Source organism: Paenibacillus sp. cl6col (assembly GCF_900102125.1).
Taxonomy (GTDB): Bacteria; Bacillota; Bacilli; order Paenibacillales; family Paenibacillaceae; genus Paenibacillus_B; species Paenibacillus_B suaedae.
The window spans coordinates 812,098-838,657 of the sequence record NZ_FNAZ01000001.1 but is presented as its reverse complement, the minus strand read 5'-3'; the positions used below and the strand labels follow the sequence as shown (position 1 = coordinate 838,657).

Here is a 26,560-nt window from a genome sequence, read left to right as displayed (position 1 = left end):
AGTGGGGGATATTCAAAGACACTATAACAGTACGCTCCATTATGTTGTTGATAATGTTTTTAGCGATTATTTAGTCAATGTTGAAGTCTTTAATAACGAAGGGAGGTCAATGAGCAAGGCTATTGAAATTTGGTCGCTCAAGACAATGATTAGGTCGGAATGGAACGTGGATTCTAAACATGTCGGAAGATTTGTGCTGAAAGATAAAACGAGGGTCAAACCAAATCCTAGTATGGAGTTCGTGATTGATAATAAGGTTTACTTATTAAAAAAGGACTTCATGGATCGAACCACTAAGTTAACATGCTTATCTGAATCTGACAGAGACATAGCTTTGATTACTTACAATAAGGTTATACCTCCTCGGACGATTAGGATCGAGCTTTTAGACGATGAAGTGGACGTTTATACTTTGGCGTGTATCTACTATTTATTTTCGTTGAGAGATTATACGTGACAGCCCTGAAAGCTTATTTATACAAACGAACACCTTCTGGTGTAGGATTGGCGAGAGCCCACCCCACACCATCTTAGGTCTATACACTGTTTTCTTCATACCTCGCCAGTGCCATGGCAGCCGTCTCGCGCATGCGCTTCTGCAGGTATGCGCTATCCTGTACACGGACGCGCTTGCCGAGGAAGCGTATCTTGGACAAGAGGAACTCATGCTCATTCCACGGCAGTCGGATTCGAATCTGGTAGCTGCGCTGTTCCTCATCGTACATCACCTCCGTCTCGAAGCAGGAGAAGGCATACAAGATGCGCGACAGCTCGCGGTTATATTCACGGATGACCTCAATCACAACCTCAGATTTGCGACGATCGCGCAAGCGGGCAAGCTTCGCTAGAATGTACTCCGCTTCCGCAGGCGGGATCAATTCTGCCGTCAATGATGTAATATTGCGCAGCTTGGTGTTCATGAGACCACGGTGCTGACGATGGTACCAGAGCAGGTACCATTCTCGCTTAATAATGGAATACTCTAATTTATATGGAAAGCCCTCATGCTCCTCGTTGACACGACCGCCCTTGATTGCGTAGCTGATGCGTATTCCTGTTCCGGAAGAGATGTACCTGCGGAGCGGCCGCAGCATCGGATGATAGACATGCTTTTCCTTGCTCTTGGCCTTCTCAATAAGATTATGGGAGGTATCCATGAGCATCTCTGAGGACAGGATTCCATTTAATTTGGTTATCGTATCTTCGGAGAAGGCCTCGTTCGCTGCAGGATGCGCAAGCATTGTCTTCAACCATGCCCGTTCATGGGAGGTAACCACGAATGTACCCGCATCATCGAGACGGGATAGGATTTGATAGCCAAAGATTTTCTCAAATGGGTTCATAGTATGCAGCAATCTCCTTCCATTCCTCTATCAGCTCGCGGCGTAGATGTCTGGGCTCAAGCACTTCGCAGCTCGATCCGAAGCTGCGCAGCCAAGGCTTAATCTCCGTAATTCCATTTACCGTAATTTCGTATAGGAAGGATTGATCATCTTCCTCAACAATTTCCCCCCACTGCCCTTGCAGCAGTACCCGCTGCTTAATGAAGTCCGGTTCTCCTGGGCGAGGACTAAAGAAGCGGGCACGCACCTTCACGGGCCGTCCGGTATCGATAAGCCAGCTGTACTGAAGCTTCTCCATGAGCGCCGCTGTCTTCATCTGAAATACTTCCTCGGATACATCCTCCACTTCTTCAATATGGGTCATGCCCTCCATGCGGAACTTGCGGATACCCTCTCTATCGCTGCTCAGCATATACCATCTTCCATATTGATGGTCATATACGATCTTTAAGGGCAGAGCCTTATGCCAAGTTCCTTCGCCTTCCCTCTCGAAGCGCGGATTCGTCTGCTGCGCGGCATAGCTCTTCTCTGCCTTGGGCGTGAAGTATTGGAATTGCACTCTGCATCGCTTGTTGATCGCACCTAATAAGGTAAACAGATGGGCCTCATCCAATATGCGAAAATGATAGTGATATTTATATAAAAAGGTATCGGTAAGATATTGCCCCTCATGATCAAGCAGCAATTGCTTCTTCAAGCTGTCCCGCAGCAAATAGCCATGGACAGAAGGCACCTGCGTGTTCGCCATTACATCCACGAAATCGTATAAATCAAGCAGCTCCTCATCCGATAGTTGCTGTATAAGCTCATCGTTCAAGCGGTAGCGATATGGACGGGATGCATTCGCTTTGCGTATGACGCCAACCGACTCCAAATATTTCAGGTCGCTTCGAATTGTCTTCTCATCAGGCAGCGACAGCTCTTCCGGCGTTCTGCCGCAGCATTCATCCATAAGCTCCATAGCAGTCATAGATTGCTCCTGCAGCGCCTCCAAAATAATCGATATCCGAACCGATTCAGATTCCTTCAGCGACTTGGCTCGAAACAAGAACAATAGGGCAGGATCGGATGAATCGTCATTACGTTGATGAACAGCTTCTGCCAGTTCCATTTCTGAGGCATGCTTAGATTGTACCTCTGAGGCAGCGGCAACTTCTTTCAAGCGTCGAGCCGTTTTGTCCAATGTATGTACGGAAATGCCCAGCCGATCTGCAAGCTGCTGTCTATTGAACGCCCCTCTCATCAGCATGAGCGTGCGCAAATACTGAATCTCCTTATCGAAACTCTCCTTAGCCATGTCGAATCTCCTTCCTTCTCCCAAGTAACCCATGCTGTTTTCTTTTATTGTATCAGGTAAACATTTGCGGGAGCACGAAATAATCTCGGTAGGTCGTAATACTTTCGCCATGTTCGCAAAACCGGAAATAAGAGATGATGAGTGCACAAAGCAATGCGCATCGGTTCAACGGTTAGGGAATGGCTTAAATGCTGGAACGCCTGAGCACCACGCGTAGAAGGATGGAAATCAATCGAAGCAGTGAGTACAACGAAACGAGCAGCTTGCAAAGGGATAGCTTTGATAGGGAAGGAGTCAAACTTATATGGAAAATATACGGCAGCAAATTATAGATGCGTTACGAAATATCGAGACAGAAGAACAGGTACGAATAGTATATGCTTGCGAATCAGGCAGTAGGGCTTGGGGATTTCCATCGAGGGATAGTGATTATGATGTTCGATTCATCTATGTAAGGCCTATGGACAACTATCTATCCTTATTCGAAAAACGAGACGTGATTGAGCGGCCGATCAGCAATATGTTGGATATCAATGGTTGGGATATGAAGAAAGCACTGTCCTTATTCCGCAAGTCGAATCCGCCTTTGCTTGAATGGCTGCAATCTCCGATTGTATATGCGGAAGAATTGGATGTGGTGGAGCAGATACGTGCCTTATCCTCCGATACCTTTTCGCCAAGAGCCTGTATGTATCACTATTTGCACATGGCCACAGGAAACTACAGAGAGTATTTGCAGAGGGAGTCCGTGAAGATCAAAAAGTACTTTTACGTGCTGCGCCCGCTGCTGGCCTGCCAGTGGATTGAGCGTTATCACGAGATGCCACCTATTGAATTCACGGTGCTGGTAGATCGGCTTGTGCTGGCGAACAGTGAACTTCATGCCGCTATTCAACAATTGCTTGCGCGCAAGATCGCGGGAGAAGAGTTGAATATGGAGCCGAGAATCGAAGTCATCAATGCCTTTATCGAACAATCCATCGGGTACTATGAACGGATTGCCGCACAGCAGCCTGTTGCAGCAGGCGGATATGATGCACGGCTTGATGAATTATTCCGCAGGTCGATTACAACCGCAGATGTAAGGAGAGAAGAAGCATAATGGCAATCGTGCAATTATCGTCAACGCATCCACAGTTTTCATTTCTCATTCGGAAAAATCCGCATAACGGAATGATCTTGAGACAGATTCGCAAGGGGACGGCATACGGCTGGTACAGCGATGCAGCGAAGTATAACGTATATTTCAAGGATGCGGACAATGAGGTTTCCTATAAGCAGCATAAGGATGAGGTTTTTGAATATTTGAACGTATCTCGCTATAATACGCCGATTTTCCCGCTGCATGCGATTGGCGAATTTTTCTCGGCACCCTTCAAAGCGCAGAGCGAAGAGGATGTTGCGGGTTATGAGCATTCCTTTACCATTAACATGATTCATGTGGATCGCATGCAGTACATTCATTTTTTTCAAAAACATGTAACGGCATATACCTTCGACCTCCATCACAGGACGGATAAGAGCTACTCTATTAAGATAACGACACAGCGAAGCCTGCATGAGCTGCTTCATGTCGTGAGTGTGCTGTGCTTATTCTTGTCTATGTTCGGCAATGAGAGTCTTGATATTTCGGACAGTATGATCGTGAAATATGTGAAGAGCATGAACATTATCGATGCCCCGTACTATATTCGCAGCCTGTTCGCCCGTATTTTCTTGTCCTCGAAGCAGGATTTCCGCAAACATAAGGTGGAACTTGAACGTACCGATCGATATGCGATCCAGTTCGAATACGGCGGAACAGCGATGCAGCGCAGAAATTTCATTGCAGGCATACTGCCTTTCAACAAATCGATTCTCGATGTTGGCTGCGGCGAGGGATTCTATGCAATCCCTTATGCTTCGAAAGTAGAAAGCAGCAGCTACTATGCAATAGATATTAATGAAGATCTGCTTGCGGTCGTGCAGCGAAAGGCCGAGTCCAAAGAACGAGATAACATTATAACCTATCCGTCACTTGAGCACTTCATGGAGCATTACAACGGGGAGCAAGTCGATGTGATGTTGACAGAAGTGATTGAGCACATGAGCAAGGATGAAGCGAAGCATCTGATTCAGTCAATTTGCACAAATATTGATTTTGAACATTTCGTCATTACGACACCGAATGCTGACTTTAACGTCTTCTACGAACTGACGGCGTTCCGGCACCTCGACCACCGCTGGGAAATGGGAAAAGAGGAGTTCGAAGTTTGGTTTGCGGAAGCGATGACCGCTTATGGAGCAGCAAACACATACGAATTCGTAGCGATCGGGGATCGCGTGAATGGCATATCGACGACACAAGGCGTCGTTATTAGGAAAGGAGGAGAAGAATGTGGAGCTTGTCACTAACGTTCATACGATCTATATGATGATTGGGCCGACGGAGTGCGGCAAGACGACGTTTGCCAAGGAAGTGCTGATGCCGCAGTTAAGTGGAGATGCATCAGGGGCCATGCAAATGAATGTGCAATATTTGTCCTCGGACAGCATGCGGCAAGAAATACTCGGTCACGACTATGATAAATATGATCAGGTTATGCTGGAGGCCAGCGCCCAAGCTTTCAATCTGCTATATACGAAGCTGGACATGGTCACTTCTTTTCCGGTGAATGCGGAGTTCGTGATTCTGGATACGACCGGACTAGCCGAGGATATCAGGGCCAAGGTTCGAGAGATTGCTGAACGCAATCACTACCACGTAGAGGTCATCCTCTTCGACTACCGCAAGCGCGAGGACTATTATGCATCAGAGCGTTCGAAGAGACTGATCACGAACCATATGAATCGGTTGAAAAAGGATGTGCTCGGTTCTCTTGCGCGGGAAGGGTATGCCAATATCCATCGGGTGCGCAGCAAGGACTTTTACTGGCTTGAACAGGGGGCTGCCAATCCGGAATACCGCGTCATTGTTCAAAATCGCGGCGAATATGCGGCTACATTCCTGCCGAATGAACGCAATTATACGATTGTCGGCGATGTGCATGAATGCATTCATGACTTGCAAGGGCTGCTGCGCAGCTGCGGCTACCGAATTGAGGACGGCAGGCTCAGCGCCATGGAGCGCGTGCAGGATACGGACATTATTTTAGTAGGGGACTGGATTGATAAAGGCAAAGCGACCAAAGCAACCATCGACTTTTTATATGACAATCGGGAGCACTTCCGGTTCGTGCTCGGAAACCATGAGAACTTCGTATACAAGTACTTGCAGGGAGAGGTTAGTGGTGTCGATAAGGAGCTGGTAGACACGTATTTTGATTCGATTCAGGTGTTGATGGGTGATCGAGAACTGTTGGATAGATTTAATCACTTGGTTTCCCTATCGCAGCCATTCTATCAATATCGTTCGCCTCATGCGCCATCGTTCTATGTGACTCACGCACCTTGCAGGAACAAGTATATTGGGAAGCTGGATGGGAAGGCCGTTCGTCGTCAGCGTAATTTCCGCATTGATCGGGATGCGCCGCTCGAAGAACAGCTGCGCTTTATTCAAGAAGAAGCGGTTAGCAATCAGCCTTATCATATATTCGGCCATGTGGCGGCCAAGACAGCCTTCCGTATCAAGAACAAAATTCACGTAGACACGGGCAGTGTGCATGGCAATCGATTGACCGCTGTAATTATCTCTTACAAGCCATTCTTCAAATCGCATCCTGCTAAGCAAGCGATTATTGAAGAAGAGCTTCCGACACTGTTTGAAGTTCAGCGGAAGGTATCCCTGCAGGAGCTAAATGATGAAGAAGTACGGAGATTGCACTACTGTACGCGGAATCAGATCAATTTCATATCTGGAACGATGTCGCCTTCGGATAAAGATGTAGATGCGCATGAACTGGAATCGTTGAAGAGGGGATTGGATTACTTTGCAGAACATCAAGTAGAGAAGGTAGTGCTGCAGCCTAAATATATGGGATCGAGATGTAATATTTATCTGTATCGTGACGTTGAGCAGTGTTTCGCGGTGAGCCGGAACGGATATAGAGTCAAGCAAGTGGATCTAACAGACGTATACGAGCAGCTGCTTCACAGATTCCGAACGTATATGGAAGAGAACCAGATCGCAATGCTTCTGCTGGACGGTGAGCTGCTGCCTTGGAGAGCGATGGGGGAAGGGCTGATTGAACGGCAGTTCAAGCCGATTGCGGCAGCTTTGGAGAGCGAGCTTGAGTTTTTACAGCAGCAAGGTTTTGAAGCTGTATGGGGGAAGCTTGTGGAGACGTATCGGAGTACGGAATTTGAAAAAGACCAGTATCATATGTCGAAAGCGGTTCTTAGTGAAAAGTACGGCAGTCCTATCTATCAGAGCTATAAGCATGTTCACTATGCGATCAAGACTAATGTTCCGCTGAGCGAGCATGAGGAAGCATACGAGACTTATCAGAAGCAGCTAGGACTGTACGCGGAGGACGGGGATTTGGAATATAAGCCGTTTGGTCTGCTTAAAGTGATTTATGAGTCGGGCGAGGAACGGATTCCAACCGAGAATACATCTGCGATTTTTAGCTTCTTGTCTGACGACGAATACGTAATTGTGGATCTAACACAGCCAGATTATGTTGAGCAAGCCGAACGCTATTTCTCTAAGCTGACAACGGAGAAACATATGGAAGGCGTAGTCATGAAACCAGAGTGTACGGTAAACAATGCCGTACCTTATATGAAGGTCAGAAACGCGGATTATTTATCTCTTGTTTACGGCTATGATTATCAATTTCCGCATAAGTACTATAAGCTGATCAAGCAGAAAAACGTGCGCCAGAAGCTGAAGACATCGCTCAATGAGTATCGTCTGGGACAGCGAATGCTTGCTGTAAAACTTGACGAAATAACACCTCAGCATGCGGAGTATAAGGAACTGGTTGCAAACCTATTATTCGAAGTAGGCAGAGAGAAAGAGCTTGATCCAAGATTGTAACATGCATGAACTGAAAGTAATCATTGTTGATGGAATTGGTCAATTGAAGACTTTCTTTAGTAAGAGCGCTCTTTGGGATGACCTCATAGAGCGCTCTGCTGCATGAATTGATAGATTAGTGCAGAACTGATCTAAGCCGCTCATCTACTTGAGCGAGGAAGAGCAGCAGTTCTTCTAGCAAGGCGACGCCATTCTCCGTGACGATCAAATGTCCAGAAGCAATTTCACGGTACTGTGAACCAGAGATCAGGGCCGCAAGCTCCTTCGTCTGTTCGACAGGCACCATGCGGTCATGGGTCAATCCAATAACGAGGGTTGGAGCGGTAATGCTGCCTAAGAGCGGACGCAGATTGATGCGGGTATCAAGTTCAATGTGATGGTTCATCTCCGGCGCAAGATTTTGAGCGAGATCATCTGCCATCGCCAGCAGCTCATGAATGGCATACCGATTCAAATAATCGGAGCTATAGCCGGTATACATTAGGAATTGGGCGAATGCGGTACGATCGGAAATGAGCAGCTTGTGCCATAAATCGAATTGGAACTGTACCGACACGTCTGATTCAACCCATCCTGCAACCAGCGTAAGCGATAGCACGCGCCCTGGGTATTTGGCTGCCAGAGCTGCGGCAATCTCTGCTCCTAGCGAGTAGCCAATGACATGAAATTGCTCGAATCCTTCCTGGGAAGCGACGGCTAGATGTTGCTCCACCACATCGTCCAGTTCTAGTCGTAAGTTTGCTCCCAACTGACCGTAGTTGGGTGACATGACAGTGAAGTGGGAGGACAGGGTATGACTTAATTCTTCCCACAATTGATGGGTTGCTCCTGTCCCATGGATGAGCAATAAGCCTGATCCGCTGCCTTCAACGGAATATAACACCTCTACAGAATCCTTCTTCACAATTTTATCCATTTCATCCACCGCCCATATGATATATTGAGACTGTCGACTGATCATTTTGATTGGCGCTTCTCTTTTCGATGCTAATCATAATGTAAGAACGTAATTAATGTAAGTACGCACTTTTTGGTGAAATACTTACCATAAGGAGAGTATGAGATGACAAGTCCGTCTATGTATGAAATCAATGGGAAGCGGTACCAGTGTGCAATCGAGTTGGCAGTCTCTATCATTTCGGGGCGCTGGAAGCCGACTATTATTTGCAAACTGTTTGCAGGCAAGCATCGTTATGGGGAACTGAAGAAAGGGATTGTAGGCATTAATCATAAAATGCTTGCGGAACAGCTTAAGGAGTTAGAGGCTGCGGGAATCATCCATCGTCATGCCTATCCTGAAGTTCCGCCTAAGGTAGAGTACGAATTAACTGAGCTTGGGATGAAGTTAAAGCCAATCATCGATCAATTGCAGGAGTGGGGGGAGCTATTCCGGCTGGCCAATCCGCGAGAGGGGATCCCAGCAGAGAATAACATGGTAACTGACCTTTAACCATGCCATGTGGCGATCGAGAGAGAGGCAAAATGTAAGAATGCCAGGATACATTGGCTCCTTTACAGATACAGTAGGCGGAGCTTCATGAAATTGTACATAAAGTCTGTGGAAAATCACGTTGATAAAATGGTAGAATATGGTCTAGTAATGGATGGAGAACTTTCAATTTCATAGAGAAAGGAAACGTTATAATGAGAAGAACAGTACATGCGGGAAAATGGGTGCTGGCGGCGGTATTGAGCTTAGGGATAATTGGAGTATCCAATGCATCCGTCGTATCGGCAGAGCAGAAATCAAGCAACGCAATTCAAGAATATGGATCGAACTCATTAGTTAAAAAAGACAAAACCTATTGGGTGTGGGGAAATTATCAGGCTGTGCCGACTCAATTGCATGGAATTGGCCCAGTCACACGGATCGTTGGCCCTTATGTGGTGACGGATGACAAGAAGGTATGGTATTTGAAAGGTAGCGCGATATCGCCAGAAATTAAGATTCACCCCGTAAGCGGCATAAATGATATGGTTTTCTGGAATGGCGATTTAGCTATTGATGCAGATGGCAAAGTTTATATTGTTGCAGACGAAGACAATGCTCAATTCAAGGAGCTGTCCGGCATCGATCAGGTTGAAAAAATAGCCGCGTACTCCCCTGAACATCCGAACCCGGAACGATGGTTTTTCCTGAAGAAGGACGGTACTGTATGGGAGGGAACGAATAAATTAACTTCGTTTGAGAAGGTTGCTTCCTTACCTCAGGTGAAGTCCGTGGCGAGCGGGCTGGTGCTTAAAAAGGACGGCACGGTGTGGAGCTGGCCGCTTCAATTTCCGGAGGGAAGCACCCCAGCTCCTTCGCAAGTTGATGGTTTGGCTGCGATCCGATCCATCTATTCAAATAGAGAAGCGAATCTGGCAATCGACGCTGCATCTCGCCTCTGGTTTTGGGGTGGTACGTGGACGGGGGTGTCCGACGTAACGACGGTTCATGACAATCCGAAGCCGATTCAGTTGAAGAATATCTCTGATGTGAAAGAAGCGTATGTTGTGGAACGTTCAATCATTGCACTCACGAATGGCGGAAACGTATATCAAGCGTCTATTGAAACCGAATCGATGTCAAGCGGCGCCAAGTTTGAACTTATTGCTTCGAATATCAGCTCGGTAAAGGCTGGCTGGAGACATATCATCATGCAGAAGGCAGACGGCTCTCTATGGGGCTGGGGCGTTAACAATGATGCGGATTTGGGAAACGGGGACTATGAGTTTATGCATGCGCAGGCTGTGCCGGTACACCGTGCGGTATCGCTTGTGTTGAATGGAGAGACTGTTAAGATGAACAACGGCGTTGTTATTCGCAACGGTCAAGCCTTCGTGCCGATTCGTTCGATATTCGAGAAGCTGGGTGCCACGATCAAGTTTGATATACTAAGCAAGGTTGTCACGGTCAGCCGCTCCAATGCGGGTACTGGCAGCGCGGAATTGACCATTGATGTCAACTATAAGTCGGGGACAATGACGCTGAACGGCAAGGAAGTTCAGTTGGACAACAAGCCTTTTGCGATTAAAGGAACCTCTTATTTGCCGCTTCGCTTCATTAGCGAGAAGCTGGGGGCGAAGGCAGAATGGGTGCAAAAGGAAGATAAAATTTCGATTACGATGAAATAGGGAGTATGAATAGAGTCTTGCTCCGGTTATGACAAATACCGGGGAAGGCTCTTTTTATATAACTTGTGTTCAGAAGAGAATAGTTAAATTAGGGCTGCCGGAGATCAAAGAGGTTTGTCCCCCGCAGCGTGAACACTGTGTTATGCGTAATTACAGTCCTCTTCGAAATACTATATGTTATTTATTATTCCCTTTATACCAATTGGAATCAAAATCCAGATTTAATAGTTGTCCGAATCTAATTCCAAACTCTATAAATGCCCTTCCTCTAGCTGTTAATATCCCCCCATCTTGCACTACTAAATCATCACAATAATTCTCTTCATTAAAAACTCCTGTTTGACTTCGGCCTGCTTCATGCATACCGATTGTATACTTCCGATTTTCTAATATCCCCGCTTTAGCTAATAAATAGGGTGAGCTTGAAATTGAACCAATAATCACTTCGCTATTAAACTCAACGCATCTTCTAATAAATTCTATTAAATCATCATTATCGAATAGCGTTGTAATATCCATACACCCAGGAATCAAAATGCTATCCAATGTCTCTATGTCTACATCATAAATAGTATAATCGGACAGACACTTCAAATCGGATTCTCCAAAGATCGGTTCTGCAGTTATCCCTATTGTTGTAATAGGTTTATTTCCTTGTTTCAAAATGGACAATGCAACGGTTAACTCATACTCACTGAATAGAGGAAATAGTAAAACACCTGTTTTCTTCATTTTCGAATAATCCATCCTCACTATATTGTTTTACTGTAATTACGCATAACGTCTTATTTACGAATTCCGTAAATAACTCCATATGTGGGGTATTCGCGAAACTTTTGAACTATCCTGCCCGTTATTCCACAATTCTAGTGTTCTTAAGCTTCCTTTCAGGGCCCTGGAGTCTCATTTATGCAGGTTATATACATCTTCTTGTCGAAGTTACTATTTTCCCTCGGTCGATTCCAAATCAATGATATGCTTAACGAACTACTTATAGTAAGAAAAGGCAGGGGAGCAGCGTGGACAATCTAAAGAACAAAAAAATACTTATTGTGGACGATGAACCTGACATTCGAACCATGATCGATATGATGCTGCGCAAAGAGGGCTATTATCGAATTTATACGGCATCCGACAGCAAATCTGCACTAGCCGCGTGCCGCAGGGACAAGCCTGACATCGCCATATTGGATGTAATGCTTCCGGATCAGGACGGCTTTGCGCTGCTGACGGCCATCCGCCAATTCTCCAGCATGCCGGCGCTGTTCTTATCTGCGAGGGGTGAGGATGAGGATCGGCTGCTCGGACTAGGCCTTGGAGCCGATGATTATATTGTAAAGCCTTTTCTGCCAAGGGAGCTGATCCTTCGCCTGAACGGCATTTTGAAGCGAGTGTACCAGACGCATCAGGAGGAGAGGTTGCCGACCTTTCCATTGGAAGGATGCACGGTGGATTTAGAGAGCGCTGTGGTCTATAGTGAGACCGACGGGGATAGTGAACGTGAGCAGCCGCTTACGGCCAAGGAGCACGCCATTCTTATGAAGCTATATGAGAATAGAGGGCGCATAGTGACGACCGATGCATTGTTTCAGGCCGGTTGGGGCGATGATGGCGCCAGTTATGAAAATACGTTAATGGTGCATATCCGGCGAATTCGGGAGAAGATCGAGGTGGATCCTTCCAAGCCTTGTAGTCTTCTAACGGTTAGAGGGCTCGGATACAAGCTTGTGGTGAAGGAGCATAAGAACGATGGATAGCATTATCCGCCTTATTCGTCGTTTTACGGGCATCACGTTTGCCATTTTTGCCGGGATCATTGCTTTGAATTTGGCCATGCTCGGTTTCTTCGTGTTCAAGGAGATTAACGCCGGACAATCCCCACAGCATGTCGTGGAGTTCGTAGCGAATCATTTGCAGCGGACGGGACAGACACATGTATTAGACGCCTCCTCCCGCCAGATGCTGGAGGGTACCGAAGCATGGGCGATGCTGCTTGATAAGGGCGGCCAGGTTATATGGGATTACAAGCTGCCTGAAGACGTCCCGCGTGCGTATTCCTTAACCGAGGTTGCCAAGTTCACCCGTCATTATCTGCAGGAGCATCCGGTATACGTATGGGAACATACAGATGGATTGGTCGTGCTTGGTTATCCGAAGGATAGCCATGCGAAGTATCATTTTGACTTTCTCGTGCCATGGATACGTTCTTTACCGCAGAGGGCCTTAATCCTACTGCTCGGGAACATCGTACTTGGATGTGTGCTGGCTATCATAATCGGCACTCGGCTTGCCCGATCCTTGAAGCCGCTCACGGGCGTTGTTCACGCGCTAGGCAAGGAAGAGGCCGTTCGTGCAGAAGAGAAGGGGATATTCGGCAATCTTGCGCGAAGCATCAATGATACCTCTGAAATGCTGCGAGAAAGGCAGGCGGCTCTTCGTACTCGCAATGAGGCGCGGTCGAATTGGATTGCGGGAATTTCCCATGACATTCGCACGCCTCTGTCCATGATTCTTGGGTATGCAAGTGCTTTGGAAGAACATGCAGAGGTGCCTGAGGAGCAGAGGCGGCAGGCGGCAATTATTCGTAAGCAGGGAGAGAAGCTGCGCTCCCTCGTTAGTGACTTGAATCTGGTCTCCAAGCTGGAGTATGAGATGCAGCCCTTGAACATGGCGCCTATGCGATTAGCGGCTCTAGCCAGACAGGTTGCTGCAGACTTTCTGAATCAAGGGCTGGATGAGCAGTATGCGATTGAATTGCAGATCAAGGAAGAGCATATTCAGGCTGAAGTTGATCGCAAGCTGATGCTTCGTGCCATCACGAATCTGGTTCAGAATTGCATCGATCATAATCCAGATGGTTGCGACATTTCGCTGCTTATAAATCAATCAGCCGATGGTTCGGCTTGTCAATTTACAGTGATGGATAACGGAGTAGGGATTCAGCGTGAATCACTGGAGGATCTGTTGAAGCTGCCATACTCTGCGGAGAGGAAACACTTGCGACAAAATGGACATGGCTTGGGGCTTCCTATGGTGGCTAGAATTGCCGAGGCACATCGTGGACAGCTGTGGCTGGTGAGTGACACGGGGCAGGGCATGTGCGCTACAATTGAGCTGCCAAGCTGTTCGGCCAAGGCAGCTTGTAGCTAATCTAAGCTAACAAAAAGACGAACATAGACAGTTAGTAGAATTGTATGATGGTGTTCTAGTATTTATGGAATATCTCATTTACATCATGACGTTCAACGTTCTTGATCAATGAATATGCTAATATGCTCCTCAGTTAAACAATCACGAAAAGGGCCGTTCTCTGATCAGCGTATGATCCAGATAGCGGCCCTTGGTTGAATAAAACTACTATGGCTTATAGGTTCTTCTTATGTTCTCGGGAAGAGTGTCATAGGGAACTTCATGCCAATAGGTAACTCCTCGAAGCCTTGTCGTATACAGCTCCAGATAAGCTCCCTTGCGTAATTGCTTGCTGGTGGTAAAGTCCAGCTGTTTTTGACTTCCTTGGCTATCAAAAGCAAGGAGGCTGTATTCATATCTGCCGTTCTTGTTTTTCATCGCTTCGTTACTGTTGATTTGTGCATAATATATCGTCTTCCCTTCCGGGTTGTCCGGCGCTATTCTTTCCGGAGCAAGGATGAAAACACCGAATGCGACGACGGCTGCGAACAACAGCGCGGCGATAAGGATTATTTTTTTCATTGCAGGTTCCCCTTCTGGCGCGAATTAGGCTTGTATGACATCATTCCTTTGCAGGCTGCGAATGGAGAGACTAGTGAACAGTACAATATAAATGACGCTGATCACATAGAATTGGAATAGCTCCGCACCATTAAGACTCTCCTGACTGAGTACACCCATACCAATCGTCAGCATGGAATACGGCAGCAGCATGCCGAACTTCGCGACATACAGCCCCAATCCAAGGAAAACAGCGCATAAGCAGATGCCGATCGGTGCCGCAAAGCTGCGGATTCGCAGCGAGAGCACTAGCTGGATGGCAGCTATCGCGAGAGAGGATATCCATCCTCGAAAGATCCATCCTATCGCATCGGAAGGAAAGGCCGAGGAGATGCCGAGCAAATGTCCCATACCGAAATAGAGAGTGAAAAATATCAACTGAACAAAAAACAGGAGCGCTCCAACGACAATCAGCTTGGCTATGATGACGCTGGCAATGGATACAGGGGCCGTCAGTACAGCATTCCAGTTCCGGTTCATATGCTCTAATCTGCATGCATAGGCACAACAGATAGCGATTAGCACAGGGAGGAAGAACATGCCATAAAAGAGAGCAGCTTGCGTCCACAAGCTGTACCATTCCTGCTGCAGAACCTCTCGATTGAAATAATAATTCGCACAGCCAATTACGAGACTAATAACGGGAAGAACAACAAGAATGATCCAAATTCGAGAATGCCGCAGCTTCATAACTTCGGCGGAAACGCTTCGTAACATATCGATTAACCTCCTATACTTCCTTGCGAGAAACATGTATATTACCTGCCGCGTAACATGCGGCAGCGATGAGCAGCACCGCAGCTATCAGAACGGGACTTGGCGGCTGCATCACGTATGTTGCGGTTTTCTCTGTATATAGATAGGAGACAGGAGACAGTCCGGAATAGTAAGACCATATAAATATCCGGCGCACGAATGCAGGAAATAGATCCGCTGTCATGCCAATAAAACCGCCAATCATGCCTAGGCACAGGGCAAAGGATTGATTCTTTACGATAAGGGAAATCCATTGCTGCAAGGCAATGATGGCTATGCTTGTCAGAAGTGCTCCTCCAATATGCAAAATGAGCAGCCGCAACGGGAGCGAATCGAAACCGTTCATCATGCCGAACGCGAGAATAATGCAAGCCTGGAGGACGAGGTAAAGGAAGAGAATCGATGCAGCGCATATGAATTTGGCAGCATAGATGCTGTTCCGATGCATATTCGTTGCCATTAACAGCTTCCATGTGTTTCCTTTGTGCTCCATGTCGCACAAGCGCGATACGACGATAGCCGAGATAATCGGGAGAAATAAGCCGTTCATGGAAGATGTTGTTGCAATTATCGTTTTCCAGTCCGCGCTGCTGGGATTACGAGCGATCGACATCGTTGTTGATACCAACGCCCATAGCATTTGAGCACTCAGAAATAAGGCTGCCATTGCGAAGATACGCTTGCGGCGAAGCTTGAAATATTCTAGGGACAAAGCTCTAATCATAAGCTTTTCTCCCTTCCGGTAAGCTCCAAGAATATATCCTCCAGTGTTCTTTTGCGTTCTTCGATCCGAAGAACATCAATACCGCTCAGCACGAGATCCTTATTCAGCCTCGCCACTTGTTGATCGCTCATATGCTCGGTTTGTAAGCATTCGTCCTGCAGGTTGGCCATATAGCCCTGAGTTTGCATCCATGCTGCGGCTGCGGCATTATTGCCCGTTCGAATTGCGAGGGACGATCTATTTCGCTCCTGCAGCGTCTCTATTTTCCCTTGGTAGAGTAGATTGCCGTCATTAATAATGCCAACGGAGGTGGCGATCTGCTCAATTTCAGAGAGCAGGTGGCTGGAGAGAAGCACGGTAATTCCGTACTGCCGCGGCATTGATTTGATCAGCTCGCGAATCTCCCCGATGCCTGCAGGGTCTAACCCGTTCGTAGGCTCATCCAATATGAGCAGTTTGGGATAGGAGATAAGAGCCATAGCTATGCCCAGCCGTTGCTTCATGCCGAGTGAGTAATGCTCTACTTTTTTGTTTTTCTGGTTTTCAAGTCGGACAATTCTCAGTGCCTCATCTACATTTTTTCTCGGAACCCCGCGTAATGTCTGCATGACCCTCATATTTTCAAGTCCAGTCAAATGACCGTAATAAGAAGGAGATTCAATCAAGGAACCGATCTGATTAAGGATAGAACGCCGATGTTTGCCGAGCTCCTGACCGAATAGGGTGATGCGGCCATCGGTGGGCTTGGCTAGACCAAGCAGCATCTTCAAGGTTGTGGATTTTCCCGCCCCATTCGGGCCGAGGAAGCCGTATATTTCGCCTTCAGGAACCTCAAGGTCAATTTTGTTCACCCGACATACATGGTTATAAAATTTCGAAAGGCTGTAAGTAGCAACGACGGGTTGGGTATTCATCGAGTATCTTCAACTCCATTTCGTATCATTCAAATTATGATTGCATGCTTCAACTGTAAGTCCCGAACCTTTCATAAGGCTGAAAATTACCTTACGCCAACCTTAAATGACGGTGTATGTAAGAAAGATGAGAAAAAGTTGAGACGAAGGAACCGGGCTTCTGAATTATAGTAAAGGCAACAAGAAAGTACTCTCGAATGTACGAGGTTGATGATGAGAGGAACAGATGGAACAGATATGGGAGATGGAGGAGTAGATATGAGTTCAATGTCGAAAAAACAAGTGGTCGTTCGTGTCGAGGACATTATCGAGCAGCTAGGGTTAGATGAGGAGGCCGTTCTGCAGGAATTGCGGGAAGAGGTCAAGATACATAAGGAGGGCCTTAAGGCTGAGATGTGTTGAATCATCAGCCCAAGGCCCTGCTGTGCTGTTAATGAAGTCCCTTGCTTTTTATCATCTCGGTCATATTTTGAACGGCCTTGTTCAAATAGCGATAATAGGTGGCGCGGCTCATATTGCAGGCAAGCGAAGCCGCGATGTGATTATGAGGATGCAAGTTGTAGGCCGTATTTAGGAGAAGCAGATCCTGCTCTTGAAGGCGGTATGTGTTGTGCTCAAGGATAGATAGCAAGTGTGCTTGCAGAGCGACTCCGTTCGCAATTGCAGGAAAGAAGCGGGTATAGTGATTTAGTTTGCCGGGCTCGTGCAGACAGGATAGCATTTTCCGAACATCTTGTACGGTGATCGTGCTTCCTTGCTCGCTGGACTCGCTTGTCTGCTCCGTGAAGAAGGACATGATCCATTCCCCGAATCGTTCTTGTCTGAGATCAAGCTCCAAAATATCCGCTCTTGCGTATGAAGTATCACAATTCCTTGTACGTGTGGGACGAAGCTGGAACCCAACCTGCTGCAGGAATGTCTTCAAATTCGGATTGGTGGCAACAAGCACTGCGCGGGAGCCTTGACCGAGTAAGGAGAGCCGATCTCGGGTAAGCAGGCCGACGATCTCTTCTCGAGTGAACATGGGATGCTTGTCTGTTGCTGCTGCTAAGACAGCGTAGTACGTATCCGCCTGATCCGCGCTGCAGGCTAGTTCCTCATCCGTGAAGCATTCGTGAAGTTCGGAAGGTATGTATTGTTCCATCAGTCGGCTTGTATCCCGATGCATAAGCAGCAACATGAACATGCCGATAGGCTTGCCATCCGCTTCGCGCAGAACCACAATACTCTCTGGAAATTGTTCAACGAGTTCATCCATAAATTGATGGTAAATGCTACGCTGCCATGGATCGATGCTGTAGTCGCACCACTGATCCAGCAGCTCATGCAGCACAGGCAGATCGGCTTCGGTCACAATTTCGAGCGGCGAGTCTGGCGAATCTACTGTCCAGTCCGCATACAGGCGATCAGATTGGAGGGTATCCTTGCACAAATAGAGCAGCTTAGCCGCTATTTCGCGCCGATGATGAAGATCTACATGGCGAAATTGCTGATAGAGAAGCTTGGCTGCCTTCGTTCGAAGCTCTTCCAATCGCTCGGGCTCTCTTGCTCGGAAATCCCGATGCAGATGCATACGGGCAATATCATGCAGAGCAATGCCATCAGGAACGGTTCGAATAAAAGACATGCTCTGCAGCAGCCGATATTGCTGAATCGTGACAGGGCGCCCCAGGAACTTCGAGAGCATCTCTTGGTTGGCTTGCTGCAGCACGATCAATGCATCGACGCATGGCTGAACTTCATCGGTTGTGAGTTCACGCAGTAAATGGGCGCTGATCGTCTGAGAGACAATACTCGTATCCTTGTTCGACAGCTCCTGTTTCTTTTGAACAGCTTCTACTGCAAGTGCCAGACCGAGCGGATGGCCATCTGAGCTCCGAGCAATTTCCCCGCTTATCTCCTTCGAGAATGCACCTGTGTGTGAAATATAGTCCATCGTCTCCGCAAACGAAAAATGGGCCAGCGGCAATTCGGTAATGTGTCTCCCCTTGTGCGGATTCGTTTTCCATACAAGTGGGATAGGGGAGCGTGAGGCGAATACGAGGAGGACACCCTGTGACGACATCTTTGGCCAAAATGCATTCATAATCCAGCCTTCCAGCAGTGATATATGCTCGGAATTGTCAATAAAGATAGCGATGCGATGGGAAGCGTGAGCAGAAATAAGTACTTCGAGCGGATCGACAGGCTGACGATTATATCGTTCTAATTGAATGGCGGACGCTAAGTATTCGAAAAATCCTACGGGCGTTGTCAAGCATGAGCGTCCGTCCAGCCAGATGCTCGTCCAATGTCGTTGCTGAACGGCAAGCATCATCTCCGTCATGAGCGAGCTCTTGCCTATGCCGCCCATGCCAGATATGTATAGAATACGGGAAGGGGCTTGGGGATCGTCGAGCCAGTCGATGACGTGACTCATTTCTTTGCTGCGCCCGATGAATGGTTTGGTATGTTCCAACCAATGGAGCTGCACGGTATCGGCTGCGCCTCCTTGTGATTCATTTATATCTCATGTTAACGATTCCCTTCTCATCTGGCAATATCGATAAGACAACAGACTGCTTCTGTAGAGAGCATACTTGAGGAGTATATTATCGATTAGCTTTAACATCATAACTGTGTAGAACCGAGCGGTATCAGGAGTATTTCCTGAGCATCCTCGGTTCTTTTTATTATATTCATGAACAGTGGGTCTATAATGGTTTTAAATATATTTATCTGGATGACGGTGTAGTAACGAGTATTCAAGAATAGTTTCCCTTTTAATGAACCGAGAGGCAGATGGGAATTATCCTGTTCGCCTCTTTTTTGCTTAGCAAACTTATCGTTATATTCGGAGATTAGAAGAAGATGCCACATGAAAATAACTGCACGCGTTCGAGCATACTGCATGGCGCGGAACGCGTGCTTTTTTATTTGCTAGGGAAGGAGGAAATTATATTGATAAACAGAAAATGTATTGCTCGTCAATGGTGACCTCGCATCTTTGTCCAGTGTCGGTGAATCCGGTTTTGATGTACAACCGTTGTGCAGGGATATTTTTATGATTCACAGCCAGTACAATTTCGTTGCAATCCGGAAAATGTTCAGGTATAAAGCTCTTCAAAAGCTCTAACCCTGTTGAAGCATATCCCTGCCCCTGCTTCGCATAATCGATAGAGAAGGACGTAAGCAGCAGCGCATGTGGATTCTCGGAATATTCCTGAACTCTTGCATTCTTATTCAATACAAAAAAACCTACCGGCTGATTGCCAGCTGTTATGACGATAGGGTGCTGACCGTCAGAGGTATCCAACCGTTGATTCGGCATTGCAGCAAACTGTTTTTGCTCCGCAGGGAGTTGATAGGATTGGAGTGCCTCCAAATATGCAGGCTTGTAAAATTGCAGTTCTACTGTAAGCTGGTTCATCTTCTCGATTTCACCTCAACTTATACAGGAATTTGGATTAACCTTTTTGGAATCAGTGTAGCAATTTGGATGCACATTCTCAATAAAAACCTGAATCAAGGAAGCGATTCATCTCCGATGAAATATGAACCTTTTTGATATATGGAGGATACTATTCCCTTGCTGTTGAATGTAAGGACAAGAGTTGTTGGTTATAGAGCTCCGTCTCGTTGCGAGTCGTGCTGCATCTAACATTCGATATATCCGATCATTCGAGGGAGATGGAATGAAAATGAAGATAATAGACTTAAGCGTATCTATTAGTCCGCGCATTTGCGAGCCGCTCCCGGCTAAGATTGAATTTTCCAGTCACAAGGAAGGCGCTCAGCAGGCAGCCGCCATGCTTGGACTTAAGCCAGATGATTTTCCAGAGAGCCAAGCCTGGGCTACCGAAACGGTGACCTTGAACACGCATGCCGGTACACATGTTGACGCGCCGTGGCACTACTGGCCAACCTCGGAGGGCAAGCCGGCAAGAACGATCGACGAGCTCCCGCTGGAATGGTTCTTCTCTGATGGTGTGCTGTTTGATTTCAGCAAGAAGCCGACCGGCTATGAGATTACGACGGATGATTTGGTTGCTGAGCTGGCACGGATCGGCTACACGCTGAAACCTTATGACATTGTGCTCATTCGTACCGATGCGGACAAGCGCCTCTATGAGGAACATTATGCCTTTCTGCACGCTGGGGTATCTGCGGAAGCGACTCGTTGGCTGATTGAGCAGGGCATTAAGGTAGTAGGTACAGATGGCTGGGGCTGGGATATTCCATTGAACCTTCAAGCTGAGGCGTATAAGCGTGAGCCGAAGGATGGAGTGTTATGGGCGGCTCACTTTGTCGGCCAAGAGCATGAATATTGCCAGATTGAGAAGCTGGCGAATCTGGAGCAGCTGCCGAAGCCGTTCGGTTTTAAGGTGTGCTGCTTCCCGGTAAAAGTTGAAAAGGCGAGCGCAGGCTGGGCGCGTCCGGTTGCTATTTTCGAATGAACGGCAACGAGACTAGAATCGGATTACATATAAGAGGTTCAAGAGATCGCAGTTTCATTTCACTACTGGGCTTTTGAATACAGACCTTACCGACCGATATTATGTCGCGTGGGGATGGACACGGTGCTGGAGCATTACGATAGATGATAAGGAGAATATTACTTCATGTCGATCATAATTCATACCATTTCATATGAACGTATCAAAGAATTAGCTGCCTTTATCGCTCGATTGAATCAAGAGAAGCAGCATCATGTTGGATTTTGTGGGGATCAGGAAGACGAAATTGCGGGCACGCTTTCCGAGGAGTTCTCTGATCTTGAGTTAGATACATCCTTCGTGGTTGCCTATGAACATGAACGAATCATAGGAGCCCTCGGCTTTGATGTCGACCTGGAACGCGGTGTGGCAGAGGTATGGGGGCCGTTCATCGAGGAGGGAGCGAGATGGAATGACCTTGCACATGAGCTGTGGAGAGCGGGAATTAACCAGCTTGGTGACAAGGTAACGACACTGCACAGCTTTTATAATGAGGAGAACAAGCAGGCTCTGCAATTTATGGATGGCATATCGTCGTCAACATATTTGCATGCCCATTTGGTATTGGTATGTACCCGCTCTGCATTTGCCTATGCGCCGGCCCATACCCTACAGGAGATCACACCAGACTATGTTAATGCCTTCATTGCACTGCATGATGCTTCGTTCCCGAACACATATTACAGCGGACAAGAAATTATGAGCCGCCTTCAGGACGATCATCGGATATTTATTGCTGTCGATCACCAGCAGAGCTTGCTTGGCTACGTATATGTGGAAGCAGACTGCGACGCGCAGGAAGGAAATATCGAATTCATCGCTGTATCACCGCATGCGCAAGGACAAGGTCTCGGTACTTCACTGATACAAGAGGCACTGCGCTTCCTGCTCCTAGACAGGAAGATTGACGAAATCTCCTTATGTGTGGAGGAAGAGAATGGGAAGGCAATTTCCCTCTATCAGAAGGCAGGTTTTCGGCAGAAGCATCGGCTATTGTTTTATAAAATAACCCGATAAATATATGGATAATCCACAATAAACCCAATTAACCTAATTAACCCAATTAACCTTCACTGGATGTTGACCCTTATAAGGTGCGGCATTCGTGGAGGTTTTTTGATTGGGAGAATGATGAATGATACCTTACTTTAAATTATACATTGCTTTATAAGGTATAGATCGTATATACTGTTCCTGTACCTAATAAAGTAAGGTATCAGCGAGGAGTGACTTTGTTGAACGTCGATAAGGAAATATTGCGCGGTTACATTGATACGATCATCCTGAGTCTGCTGTATCATCAGGATTTGTACGGATATGATTTAAGTAAGGAAGTGAAGAAGCAGAGCCAAGGTTCCTTCGAACTGAAGGAAGGCACGCTGTATCTCTCCTTCAAGCGTCTTGAGAACAATGGATACGTGACAAGCTATTGGCAAGAGGGAAGTGCGGCAGCTCGGAGAAAGTACTATCATCTCACCGAATCGGGCAGAGCCTATTTGAGTCATAAGAAGGCAGAATGGCTCTTTATGAAGCAATTAATGGATCAATTTTTAGAAGGAGTGGAATGATCATGACGATGAGCAAAGATACAGAACATAAAATGAAGCAGTTCATTAAGCAAAATACACAATTAAACATGGCAGGCAGTGATGAACTAACATACTTTGAGAAACTGGTTCAAAAAGCGAACGCAACGTTAGGAGAAGCGAAGAAGCAGGCAGCCAAATTCAAATGGACATCACAGAAAAATCGGGAAGCGCAAGAAGATCTGATGGGTTATATGTCCGATTACATTCAAGACCTTGTCGCCGAAGAGGGAATCTCTGAAGCGGATGCATTCGAGCGTGCGAAGGCCGCGTTCTCTGTGGAGAATCCAGATAATCCGCTGCTGCACAGTGAAGCGAAATGGCTGCATTATGGGGAGCCTGCTGTTGCGGAGGCGATAGGTCTCTACTACGGCGCGTTCATGTTCATTGGCTTGGCACTTGGTGCGCTTGTTGGCGTTATTCTGCAAATGGTCGTCCTGAAGGAGGGGATAGGCGTGTTGTTCTTTATCGTCACAGGTATTGGCCTAATGCTTGGCTTGGCACTCGGAATGATGAAGAACGCACAAATCAGCTTGGGGCGGGATCGAATAGAATAAGCTGGCAGTTCATGTGGAGCCAGAGAGAACCGGAATGAATGACTTTCATTCCGGTTTTTTCATGGAGTGCGCCTAGCCCATGCTAAGCGGAATAGAACTAAACACGGATGCGCTCCTTATCAGGTTTGACGAAGAGGGATCGCTTACTGTCTAATATGGATTGCATTAATTATATGTTTATGGACATTTAACCTCATTCCAATGGCTGATAAACTCACATCATAATCATTCAATTCAATAGAGGTGAAGCCATGAATGGAGTACGTTACAAAATAAGAGAAGTGTTGGATAAGAGCAGGATTGAGACCTTTCTGCGGCAAGCTCGAATTGGACATCTTGGAATGGTCGATGGTCATCTGCCGTATGTTGTTCCTCTTAATTTCGTTTGGACAGATGGCAAGCTTTATTTCCATGGAGCCACTGGCGGGAGAAGAAATCAGGTTATAGGTGAAAACCCGGAGGTCTGCTTTACGGTTTGTGAAGAGTACGGGACGATTACAAATCCGGTGCCAGCCAAGACGGACACAGCGTATATGAGCGTAATGATTTTTGGCAAGGTACAGCCTATCGTCGATCTGGATGAAGCTACACATATGCTGCAGGAAATGATTGATAAGTATGTGCCAGATTACTATAATCGTCCATTACCCAAGCAGCACGTGGACAAATACCGATCAGCTGTATTCGGTGGCCCGGTTCAGGTGTATCGAATAGATCCACATCATATTACCGCCAAAGAAAATCCGATTGAAGAGGGGAAAATGTTTGAGCCTGGAAAAACGGTGTAAAGAGGGAAGAGACATGGGACATTTAGTTGAAGAGAATCTCAGAACCGTAAGGCAGCAGATGGAATTGGCTTGCCAAGCATCCGGGCGCAAGGTAGAGGACGTGAAATTGTTGTTGGCAACCAAAACTGTTCCGCTTGAAAAATTGCAAATGGCCATACAAGCGGGGGAGACTCTATTTGGGGAAAACAAAGCGCAGGAACTTCGGGACAAATTTCCGCTTATGCAGCAATCTAATCAGGTGGAATGGCATTTTATCGGACATTTGCAAACGAATAAAGTGAAGGACGTTGTTAAATATGTTACGCTCATTCATTCTGTAGACCGTCTGAAATTGGGGCAGGCCCTGGACCATCAACTCGCCAAAGAGAACAAGACTATGGATATTCTGGTGCAAATCAACACTTCCTACGAAGAAAGTAAATTTGGTGCTTCCCCGGAAACGGCACTGGAGTTGGTGGAACAATTGTCCCAGTTCGACACGTTGAACGTGAAGGGCTTAATGACGATTGGAAAACTAAATGCGACAAACGACGAGACCCGGCACTGCTTCCGATTATTAAAATCGATTCAAACCCAAGTTAGGGAGAAAAAGTTTCCGCGTGTAGAAATGGATATCCTCTCGATGGGCATGTCTGGTGATTTCAAGGTGGCTATCGAGGAAGGGGCTACTATCATCCGCGTAGGGACAAGCGTATTCGGGCAACGTTACTTGCCGGACAGCTATTACTGGAACGAAAATGCGCGCCAGGACGATTAGGAGAGAGACAGGAGAGCGATTACGAACACAACATTTTCTACATGGTTGATGTGAGCAAGCGAAGGTCGTGACGGGGATGCTTGGCTTATAAAAGCATCCCCGCAAGACGATAAATTCCTTCTTCAATAGCTGCTTCATCTACTTTCGCAAAACCGAGTACCCAACCTTTTCGATCACTTTCCAAGCAATACGTGCTCAGCGGATACACGCGGATTCCCTTTTCGAACGCTAACTTTGTCACGGCTTCCTCATCAAACGATTTATCAGCCTCAAGAAGCATATGCAATCCCGTTTCTACGCCGCTTAGTGTGAAGTGGTCGCTCAGACCTGTTGCGATAATAGCCTTCGTCATGGCTTCATGTCTACGACGATATACATTCCGAACTCGTCTCATATGACGCATAAAATGACCATGCTCGATAAAATGAGTAAGTGTTAATTGCTCCATAATCGGCAGATGCCGATAGGTTAATTCATGGACTTGGGTAATTTGACGAATGGCCTCTTTGGATCCGACAATTGCCGATAACCGAATGCCAGGAGCGACCATTTTGGAGTAACTCATCATATATAGCGTGTTCTGAGGTCGCTGACTGAACAGCGTCGGGAGCGGGTCACCGCGATATCGAAATTCACTATCGTAATCATCCTCAACAATCCAGAACCTCTGCTCAGCAGCCATATGTAACAATTGCTGCCTGCGCGGCTCCGACATAATTGCTCCAACCGCACACTGGTGCGATGGCGTAACATATATAAGTTTGGACTCAGGATGAATGCGGTCAACGCATAGTCCGTGTTCGTCAACCGGAACGGATTCAACTTGCATGCGCCGATACTTCATCACCATCCAGGCAGCAGGGAAGCCGGGATCCTCAACTGAAACCGTTTCTCCTTGCTGTAACAGAGCTTGGGCAATCAAATCAATGCTATGCTGTGCGCCTGAGGTCAAGATGATTTGATCGACATCCACATGAACTCCCCGTTCAAGCGACAAATAACGTTGAATCTGCTCTCGCAGCGGTAGAAATCCATATGCATTTCCGTAAGCCCAATTGTCCAGGTCTGTTTCTGTAGAGGCGTGCAAAAAGGAGTGTCTCCAATTTTTTCGGAAATGCTCGTCTAGGTATGGCTCATGAGGAGTGAAATCGATCTCTACTTGACGATGATCTTTATTTCCAAACCAATCGTGTAAATGTCCGATTCCCGTGTTTAATGATGGCAATTCAGGAGGGATCGGCCCTTGTGTGGCAGCATCTTCAGAAGGACGAGTTGCATATGTCCAATCGCTAACTCTTGTTCCGCCGCGACGAGAGGTTACGGTATACCCGCGGCTGAATAATTCCTCGTAAACAATCTGGATGGTTGAGCGTGAAACACCAATCAATGGAGCGAGTTCACGGGTTGGGAGCAGTAATTCCCCTGGAGGCCATTTTCCGGATGTAATATTATGTATCGCTTGATCCAGAAGCTGCTGCCAGATGGGACGTTTATCATTTCGATTGACTTGTAACATTCAGACAACTCCCGCGTTTT

Annotated in this window: 25 protein-coding genes; 14 read left to right on the top strand and 11 right to left on the bottom strand. The window is 46.9% G+C overall.

The genetic code is table 11. The features are described from left to right. Positions 1 to 536: 536 nt before the first annotated feature. Both BLS15_RS03590 and BLS15_RS03585 read right to left on the bottom strand, forming a co-directional pair. Positions 537 to 1,343, bottom strand: coding sequence for a WYL domain-containing protein (locus tag BLS15_RS03590; protein WP_028532182.1), 807 nt, complete (start codon positions 1,341 to 1,343; stop codon positions 537 to 539). After that, the gene (locus BLS15_RS03585; RefSeq protein ID WP_090509901.1) at positions 1,330 to 2,640 is read right to left on the bottom strand and encodes a helix-turn-helix transcriptional regulator; all 1,311 of its coding nucleotides are present in this window, start codon (positions 2,638 to 2,640) and stop codon (positions 1,330 to 1,332) included. Before BLS15_RS03585 ends, BLS15_RS03590 begins: the two co-directional genes overlap by 14 nt. A 304-nt stretch (positions 2,641 to 2,944) precedes the next feature. Here BLS15_RS03585 and BLS15_RS03580 point away from each other — a divergent pair, with 304 nt between their 5' ends. From BLS15_RS03580 to BLS15_RS03570, 3 genes are read left to right on the top strand one after another with little or no spacing between them, the layout of a single operon-like run. Further along, entirely contained in the window at positions 2,945 to 3,742 is a 798-nt protein-coding gene (locus tag BLS15_RS03580) for a nucleotidyltransferase domain-containing protein (RefSeq protein ID WP_028532180.1), read from the top strand. Beyond that, positions 3,742 to 5,034, top strand: coding sequence for a class I SAM-dependent methyltransferase (locus tag BLS15_RS03575; RefSeq protein WP_028532179.1), 1,293 nt, complete (start codon positions 3,742 to 3,744; stop codon positions 5,032 to 5,034). The genes BLS15_RS03580 and BLS15_RS03575 overlap by 1 nt, the downstream gene beginning before the upstream one ends. Then, on the top strand, positions 5,018 to 7,600 hold the full coding sequence (locus tag BLS15_RS03570) for an AAA family ATPase (protein WP_090509898.1): 2,583 nt from the start codon (positions 5,018 to 5,020) through the stop codon (positions 7,598 to 7,600). The genes BLS15_RS03575 and BLS15_RS03570 overlap by 17 nt, the downstream gene beginning before the upstream one ends. Before the next feature lie 115 nt (positions 7,601 to 7,715). Here BLS15_RS03570 and BLS15_RS03565 read toward each other — a convergent pair whose 3' ends face one another. Next, complete coding sequence (locus BLS15_RS03565; RefSeq protein ID WP_175460702.1) at positions 7,716 to 8,516, bottom strand: alpha/beta fold hydrolase; 801 nt, start codon at positions 8,514 to 8,516, stop codon at positions 7,716 to 7,718. A gap of 147 nt (positions 8,517 to 8,663) precedes the next feature. On the opposite strand from BLS15_RS03565, the gene BLS15_RS03560 reads away from it, so the two are divergent. Both BLS15_RS03560 and BLS15_RS03555 read left to right on the top strand, forming a co-directional pair. Continuing rightward, a complete protein-coding gene (locus BLS15_RS03560) occupies positions 8,664 to 9,050 on the top strand; it encodes a winged helix-turn-helix transcriptional regulator (protein WP_217635859.1) in 387 nt (128 codons plus the stop codon). 194 nt (positions 9,051 to 9,244) lie between these two features. Continuing rightward, positions 9,245 to 10,717 (top strand): stalk domain-containing protein, encoded by a 1,473-nt coding sequence (locus BLS15_RS03555; protein WP_090509893.1) that lies wholly within the window; start codon positions 9,245 to 9,247, stop codon positions 10,715 to 10,717. 177 nt (positions 10,718 to 10,894) lie between these two features. Here the strand turns inward: BLS15_RS03555 and BLS15_RS03550 are convergent, their stop codons facing one another. Continuing rightward, entirely contained in the window at positions 10,895 to 11,449 is a 555-nt protein-coding gene (locus BLS15_RS03550) for a DJ-1/PfpI family protein (RefSeq protein WP_021254119.1), read from the bottom strand. A 287-nt stretch (positions 11,450 to 11,736) separates the two neighbouring features. Here BLS15_RS03550 and BLS15_RS03545 point away from each other — a divergent pair, with 287 nt between their 5' ends. Next, positions 11,737 to 12,474, top strand: a complete 738-nt coding sequence (locus BLS15_RS03545) for a response regulator transcription factor (protein WP_021254120.1) — start codon at positions 11,737 to 11,739, stop codon at positions 12,472 to 12,474. Further along, positions 12,467 to 13,867, top strand: coding sequence for a sensor histidine kinase (locus BLS15_RS03540; RefSeq protein ID WP_090509892.1), 1,401 nt, complete (start codon positions 12,467 to 12,469; stop codon positions 13,865 to 13,867). The genes BLS15_RS03545 and BLS15_RS03540 overlap by 8 nt, the downstream gene beginning before the upstream one ends. Positions 13,868 to 14,074: 207 nt before the next feature. On the opposite strand, the gene BLS15_RS03535 is transcribed toward BLS15_RS03540, so the two are convergent. From BLS15_RS03535 to BLS15_RS03520, 4 genes are read right to left on the bottom strand one after another with little or no spacing between them, the layout of a single operon-like run. Beyond that, on the bottom strand, positions 14,075 to 14,428 hold the full coding sequence (locus BLS15_RS03535; RefSeq protein ID WP_028532175.1) for a YxeA family protein: 354 nt from the start codon (positions 14,426 to 14,428) through the stop codon (positions 14,075 to 14,077). Between the two features lie 24 nt (positions 14,429 to 14,452). After that, positions 14,453 to 15,184 carry an ABC transporter permease gene (locus BLS15_RS03530; protein WP_028532174.1) on the bottom strand — a complete coding sequence of 244 codons (732 nt, stop codon included), beginning with the start codon at positions 15,182 to 15,184 and terminating at the stop codon, positions 14,453 to 14,455. Positions 15,185 to 15,197: 13 nt separating this feature from the next. Beyond that, entirely contained in the window at positions 15,198 to 15,947 is a 750-nt protein-coding gene (locus BLS15_RS03525) for an ABC transporter permease (RefSeq protein WP_021254124.1), read from the bottom strand. Then, positions 15,944 to 16,861 carry an ABC transporter ATP-binding protein gene (locus BLS15_RS03520; protein WP_090509887.1) on the bottom strand — a complete coding sequence of 306 codons (918 nt, stop codon included), beginning with the start codon at positions 16,859 to 16,861 and terminating at the stop codon, positions 15,944 to 15,946. Before BLS15_RS03520 ends, BLS15_RS03525 begins: the two co-directional genes overlap by 4 nt. Positions 16,862 to 17,119: 258 nt before the next feature. On the opposite strand from BLS15_RS03520, the gene BLS15_RS28850 reads away from it, so the two are divergent. After that, on the top strand, positions 17,120 to 17,263 hold the full coding sequence (locus BLS15_RS28850) for a hypothetical protein (RefSeq protein WP_155987228.1): 144 nt from the start codon (positions 17,120 to 17,122) through the stop codon (positions 17,261 to 17,263). 28 nt (positions 17,264 to 17,291) lie between these two features. Here the strand turns inward: BLS15_RS28850 and BLS15_RS03515 are convergent, their stop codons facing one another. Both BLS15_RS03515 and BLS15_RS03505 read right to left on the bottom strand, forming a co-directional pair. Next, positions 17,292 to 19,334 carry an ATP-binding protein gene (locus BLS15_RS03515; protein ID WP_021254127.1) on the bottom strand — a complete coding sequence of 681 codons (2,043 nt, stop codon included), beginning with the start codon at positions 19,332 to 19,334 and terminating at the stop codon, positions 17,292 to 17,294. Positions 19,335 to 19,796: 462 nt separating this feature from the next. Next, positions 19,797 to 20,270: a GNAT family N-acetyltransferase gene (locus tag BLS15_RS03505; protein WP_021254129.1), complete on the bottom strand. Its 474-nt coding sequence runs from the start codon at positions 20,268 to 20,270 to the stop codon at positions 19,797 to 19,799. 271 nt (positions 20,271 to 20,541) lie between these two features. Here BLS15_RS03505 and BLS15_RS03500 point away from each other — a divergent pair, with 271 nt between their 5' ends. The 6 genes from BLS15_RS03500 to BLS15_RS03475 all read left to right on the top strand — a co-directional run bounded on the left by BLS15_RS03500 (position 20,542) and on the right by BLS15_RS03475 (position 25,024). Continuing rightward, the gene (locus tag BLS15_RS03500; RefSeq protein WP_028532172.1) at positions 20,542 to 21,297 is read left to right on the top strand and encodes a cyclase family protein; all 756 of its coding nucleotides are present in this window, start codon (positions 20,542 to 20,544) and stop codon (positions 21,295 to 21,297) included. Positions 21,298 to 21,462: 165 nt separating this feature from the next. After that, positions 21,463 to 22,353 (top strand): GNAT family N-acetyltransferase, encoded by an 891-nt coding sequence (locus tag BLS15_RS03495; RefSeq protein ID WP_021254131.1) that lies wholly within the window; start codon positions 21,463 to 21,465, stop codon positions 22,351 to 22,353. 218 nt (positions 22,354 to 22,571) lie between these two features. Continuing rightward, positions 22,572 to 22,904 carry a PadR family transcriptional regulator gene (locus BLS15_RS03490; RefSeq protein WP_021254132.1) on the top strand — a complete coding sequence of 111 codons (333 nt, stop codon included), beginning with the start codon at positions 22,572 to 22,574 and terminating at the stop codon, positions 22,902 to 22,904. A gap of 2 nt (positions 22,905 to 22,906) precedes the next feature. Further along, on the top strand, positions 22,907 to 23,479 hold the full coding sequence (locus BLS15_RS03485; RefSeq protein ID WP_021259638.1) for a hypothetical protein: 573 nt from the start codon (positions 22,907 to 22,909) through the stop codon (positions 23,477 to 23,479). Positions 23,480 to 23,730: 251 nt separating this feature from the next. Next, positions 23,731 to 24,267, top strand: a complete 537-nt coding sequence (locus BLS15_RS03480) for a pyridoxamine 5'-phosphate oxidase family protein (RefSeq protein ID WP_021254134.1) — start codon at positions 23,731 to 23,733, stop codon at positions 24,265 to 24,267. 13 nt (positions 24,268 to 24,280) lie between these two features. After that, complete coding sequence (locus tag BLS15_RS03475; protein WP_028532171.1) at positions 24,281 to 25,024, top strand: YggS family pyridoxal phosphate-dependent enzyme; 744 nt, start codon at positions 24,281 to 24,283, stop codon at positions 25,022 to 25,024. 85 nt (positions 25,025 to 25,109) lie between these two features. Here the strand turns inward: BLS15_RS03475 and BLS15_RS03470 are convergent, their stop codons facing one another. Beyond that, entirely contained in the window at positions 25,110 to 26,540 is a 1,431-nt protein-coding gene (locus BLS15_RS03470) for a MocR-like pyridoxine biosynthesis transcription factor PdxR (RefSeq protein WP_028532170.1), read from the bottom strand. Positions 26,541 to 26,560: the final 20 nt, after the last annotated feature.

What these genes read in the sequence shown, in the direction of transcription:
- BLS15_RS03590 (WP_028532182.1), bottom strand. Translation starts at nt 1,343, where the DNA reads ATGAACCCATTTGAGAAAATCTTTGGCTATCAAATCCTATCCCGTCTC.
- BLS15_RS03585 (WP_090509901.1), bottom strand. Translation starts at nt 2,640, where the DNA reads ATGGCTAAGGAGAGTTTCGATAAGGAGATTCAGTATTTGCGCACGCTC.
- BLS15_RS03580 (WP_028532180.1), top strand. Translation starts at nt 2,945, where the DNA reads ATGGAAAATATACGGCAGCAAATTATAGATGCGTTACGAAATATCGAG.
- BLS15_RS03575 (WP_028532179.1), top strand. Translation starts at nt 3,742, where the DNA reads ATGGCAATCGTGCAATTATCGTCAACGCATCCACAGTTTTCATTTCTC.
- BLS15_RS03565 (WP_175460702.1), bottom strand. Translation starts at nt 8,516, where the DNA reads ATGGATAAAATTGTGAAGAAGGATTCTGTAGAGGTGTTATATTCCGTT.
- BLS15_RS03560 (WP_217635859.1), top strand. Translation starts at nt 8,664, where the DNA reads ATGACAAGTCCGTCTATGTATGAAATCAATGGGAAGCGGTACCAGTGT.
- BLS15_RS03555 (WP_090509893.1), top strand. Translation starts at nt 9,245, where the DNA reads ATGAGAAGAACAGTACATGCGGGAAAATGGGTGCTGGCGGCGGTATTG.
- BLS15_RS03550 (WP_021254119.1), bottom strand. Translation starts at nt 11,449, where the DNA reads ATGAAGAAAACAGGTGTTTTACTATTTCCTCTATTCAGTGAGTATGAG.
- BLS15_RS03540 (WP_090509892.1), top strand. Translation starts at nt 12,467, where the DNA reads ATGGATAGCATTATCCGCCTTATTCGTCGTTTTACGGGCATCACGTTT.
- BLS15_RS03535 (WP_028532175.1), bottom strand. Translation starts at nt 14,428, where the DNA reads ATGAAAAAAATAATCCTTATCGCCGCGCTGTTGTTCGCAGCCGTCGTC.
- BLS15_RS03530 (WP_028532174.1), bottom strand. Translation starts at nt 15,184, where the DNA reads ATGTTACGAAGCGTTTCCGCCGAAGTTATGAAGCTGCGGCATTCTCGA.
- BLS15_RS03525 (WP_021254124.1), bottom strand. Translation starts at nt 15,947, where the DNA reads ATGATTAGAGCTTTGTCCCTAGAATATTTCAAGCTTCGCCGCAAGCGT.
- BLS15_RS03520 (WP_090509887.1), bottom strand. Translation starts at nt 16,861, where the DNA reads ATGAATACCCAACCCGTCGTTGCTACTTACAGCCTTTCGAAATTTTAT.
- BLS15_RS28850 (WP_155987228.1), top strand. Translation starts at nt 17,120, where the DNA reads ATGAGTTCAATGTCGAAAAAACAAGTGGTCGTTCGTGTCGAGGACATT.
- BLS15_RS03505 (WP_021254129.1), bottom strand. Translation starts at nt 20,270, where the DNA reads ATGAACCAGCTTACAGTAGAACTGCAATTTTACAAGCCTGCATATTTG.
- BLS15_RS03500 (WP_028532172.1), top strand. Translation starts at nt 20,542, where the DNA reads ATGAAGATAATAGACTTAAGCGTATCTATTAGTCCGCGCATTTGCGAG.
- BLS15_RS03495 (WP_021254131.1), top strand. Translation starts at nt 21,463, where the DNA reads ATGTCGATCATAATTCATACCATTTCATATGAACGTATCAAAGAATTA.
- BLS15_RS03485 (WP_021259638.1), top strand. Translation starts at nt 22,907, where the DNA reads ATGACGATGAGCAAAGATACAGAACATAAAATGAAGCAGTTCATTAAG.
- BLS15_RS03480 (WP_021254134.1), top strand. Translation starts at nt 23,731, where the DNA reads ATGAATGGAGTACGTTACAAAATAAGAGAAGTGTTGGATAAGAGCAGG.
- BLS15_RS03475 (WP_028532171.1), top strand. Translation starts at nt 24,281, where the DNA reads ATGGGACATTTAGTTGAAGAGAATCTCAGAACCGTAAGGCAGCAGATG.
- BLS15_RS03470 (WP_028532170.1), bottom strand. Translation starts at nt 26,540, where the DNA reads ATGTTACAAGTCAATCGAAATGATAAACGTCCCATCTGGCAGCAGCTT.